This is a genomic window from Streptomyces sp. NPDC057543, from assembly GCF_042801895.1.
Taxonomy (GTDB): domain Bacteria; phylum Actinomycetota; class Actinomycetes; order Streptomycetales; family Streptomycetaceae; genus Streptomyces.
In genome coordinates this window covers 1-3289 of record NZ_JBHVFF010000501.1, presented here as the reverse complement: position 1 = coordinate 3289, position 3289 = coordinate 1, and the positions used below count along the sequence as shown (strand labels likewise).

Below are 3289 nucleotides of genomic sequence, written 5' to 3'. Positions count from 1 at the left end.
GGACCGCCCCTACGGGCGTGTACGAGACCTGCCGCGCGACCGGGCGGGTGCCCGGGCCGCCCGCCATCGGGTCAGCAGAACTCCTCGACGTACAGCAGGGTGCGGCCTTCCCCGGAACGAAACTCGTACCCCTGGAAGGTGCCGAGGTCCGGCGAGTCCAGCCGGTCCTTGATGCGCACCCACTCCGCCTGCCTGGCCTCGGGCGCGACGGGCCGCAGCACCTCCCCGGCGCCGTCCCCGACGATCATCTCGTCCGCGGATCCGACCAGGCGTTTGACCAGCCGCGGATCCAGCGGCCCGCGCTTCTTCGCCCACCGGCATCCCGAACCGTCCGTCAGCTCCCCCGAGGCGGAAGGCGAAAGACCCGAACCGGCCTCGTACATCCCGGCCGGCTCAACGTCCTGCGGTTCCTCGTCCCGTCCGGTGGCGTGCCGATGCTTCTTCTTCGGCATACCACCAGTCTCGCCATTCACTGACACGAAACCGAGAGATCGCAGGTCAGTCCGAAGCAAGTTACCCGAAAGTGCAAGTCAGGGTGATAGGGGCAAATCGGTTTCGTTCTTCGCCTTGGGCGCCATGGCCCTGGCTCGGGCCTCAAACCAACGGTCGTACGTGCTCAGACCGGCCGGCACCGAAAGGGTCTGTACAGCGAAAAGTGGGCCGACGCCGCAGAGAGCGGCGCCGGCCATGAGAGAGCTGACTCAGCAGAGGTGTGGGTCAGCCGATCGCGGTTGAGAAGATGTGCATGGTAGGCACGCGCAGCCCAATCCCAGCGCTGATGTTGGGCAGCGTCACACTCGCGACGGTCTTGCCCGCCTGCAGCGGCACGGTCACTGCGTACACGTTCGGAGTGTAGGTGCGCAGGCCGCCGGTGGAGGAGTTGACGTACGGAAGGGTGGTGAGAATGTCACTGCCGGCGGTCGGGCTCGTCGCAACCCAGTCGGCGTAGGACAGGGTGTAGGACTGGGTGGTGCCGTCGGTGTAGGTGATCGTGCCGGTACCGGAGGTTGCACCGCCCACCGACATGTAGAGGAAGCCGAGCTTTGCGCCTGATCCGGTGACGGGGATCGTCTGGCCACTGGCAATGGTGTTGTCGGCGTCTCCCGGGGCGGCGTTCGGCCAGGTGAAGTTCAGACCGTCATGGGCGACGGTCGCACCCGGGGTGAGACCCTTGCTGGCCAGGGCCTGCGCCGACAGGCTATAGCCGTTGCCGTACAGGTCGGCCGTGGTCATGTCGTTGTCGTCGCTGATGCCGATGTTGTTCCACAGGGCTCCCGGCGGGTAGGGCACCGTGATGCCCGCGGTCGCGATATCGGTGCCATACGCGCCCCGGTAGGTGGCCTGCGCGGACAGCTTGTAGGGGTTCGGCTTGAAGTTCTCGGGAACAGTCACCGACCAAGTCGTCTGCACCGACTGGTTGATTCCGATGCTCGGGAACGTGGCGGGCGAGGTCGCCTGCGCGGTCCAGCCCTTGGGCAGCGCGAGGTTGAAGGAGACGTTCTGCTGCACCGCGGGACTGGTGTTGTTGGTGTAGGTGGTCGTCATGGCGACGGTGGAACCGGCCGGGATGGACGAGGGTGCGTCGAGCGTGAGCTGGTGGGGTGCGAGGTAGTTGGGCACGTACCACTTCTGGTGGAGCTTGCCGTCGCAGTTCTGGAGTTCCGCCGGGGTTCCGTTGGCGACGTTCGCGCCGGGGACGGTCAGGCAGCGGCCGGATGCCGGGTTGAGCAGGGAACCGTCGGTTCCGGGCTGCCAGGTCTGCGCGGGGGTGCCGTCGCAGTCGGCGAGTCCGGTCTTCCCGCCCGCGGTGGCGGTCAGGCACTTGTCGGACTGGTGGATCGTGCCGTCCGCGTGCCTGATCCACTGCTGGTTGTCAGCTTCTTCGCAGTTCCACAGGCCGAGCTTGCCTGGCTTCGCCGGGTTGGTCTGGTGGTTCTCCAGGCATCGCCCGGCCATGCCTTGCAGGCGCTGGGTCTGCGACAGGTCGAACGCGTCTGTGATCGTCGAGACGTTCGGGTCGGCCGTGTGGTTGATGTGGTCCAGGCCGTACATGTCCAGCAGCGTCTTCAGCACGTTGTAGTGGTTGACGTGCTCGTTGTACTCGCCGGCCTTGGCCATCGGCCCGACCATGATCGTCGGGATGCGGTTGACCGGGCTGAAGTCGTCCTCGTCCCAGGTCAGCACGAACAAACTGTTGTGCGTCTTGGCCCACTGGATGTACGAGTCGAAGGTCTTGACGAAGGCGTCGCCCTGAGCAAGGGTCCCGTCGTGCATGCTCTGCTGGCCGTTGCCCGAGTAGAAGGAGACGGTGGGCAACTTGTCGAACCCGTCCGGCGTGGTCGGGAAGTCCCGCTGCCGCTTGTCCATCGGGTTCGGGTTGGCCGCGGTACCCGGCGTGTTCTTGTAGCGGAGCCACTGGATGGGCTTGGCCTGGTCGGAGTAGTTCGCGAAGCTGTACCCGTGGGTCACCAGCTGGTTGGGCAGGTTGTCGGTGTCAACGGACGACGGCGGGGGAAAGGCGCTGGTCTTCACGATGTCCGAGGCGGACAGCATCGCGTAGTAGTTGGGCAGGCTCGGGTGCGTAATACCGTACGACTCGGTGAACGACGCACCCTGGGCCTCCAGGGACTTGATGTACGGCACCTGATCCTGAGGCCTGGTGGACGGGTTGTTGAGGATGTCGTCGTAACCCTTGTTCTCCATCATCACCATGACCACGTGGTCAGGCTTGGGAACCTCAGGGGAACCCACGACGACCGAAGATACGGCGTCCGGAGGCGCGGCGTCCGGGGTCGCCGCGGCCGCGGAAACGGCCCCCGGAAGGGCGATACATGCGAGCAGGGCCGAGGCCATCAGGCCTCGGATGCTTGGGCGCGGTATGCGCATGCTGGTTCTTCCTTGTTAGGGCGTTAGAGCGACAGCACACGCGCTGGCATCGCGGGTGAAGACCACTGCAAAGGCAAACGGTGACGTTTCCGTTGTGCTGTCGCAGCTATTCATGGCAGTCAGCAGCGTAGGGACGTTCACTCCCACCGCTTCAAACCAAAGGTGAACTTCTCAAACACAGCCGGATGTATGGGCCACCGATACCGCTCCGAACACTGCGGGGCCCGTCGATGAATTATTGGTGCGTGTTGCATCTGCGACGTACCGCCTTCATGACAGTGAGCCACCTGTAAATGCACCGCTCCACGGGTTGTGCCCTGAGAGTTAGTTGGTGTTAAAGAGGCCGATGCTGGCGGCGAGCTCATCGCCAGAGATCTGGCCCGCGCTGACCAGGATCGGGAGC

Annotated in this window: 2 protein-coding genes; both read right to left on the bottom strand. The window is 64.9% G+C overall.

Annotation, left to right across the window (positions count from 1 at the left end; all coding sequences use genetic code 11):
- Positions 1-71 precede the first annotated feature (71 nt).
- Positions 72-452: a hypothetical protein gene (locus tag ACFU8Q_RS40450; RefSeq protein ID WP_384464911.1), complete on the bottom strand. Its 381-nt coding sequence runs from the start codon at positions 450-452 to the stop codon at positions 72-74.
- A 265-nt stretch (positions 453-717) separates the two neighbouring features.
- On the bottom strand, positions 718-2751 hold the full coding sequence (locus ACFU8Q_RS40445; protein WP_384464908.1) for an alkaline phosphatase family protein: 2034 nt from the start codon (positions 2749-2751) through the stop codon (positions 718-720).
- Between the last annotated feature and the right edge of the window lie 538 nt (positions 2752-3289).

Bases quoted from the DNA above. Each gene is read 5' to 3' on its own strand.
- ACFU8Q_RS40450 (WP_384464911.1), bottom strand. From the start codon at position 452: ATGCCGAAGAAGAAGCATCGGCACGCCACCGGACGGGACGAGGAACCG.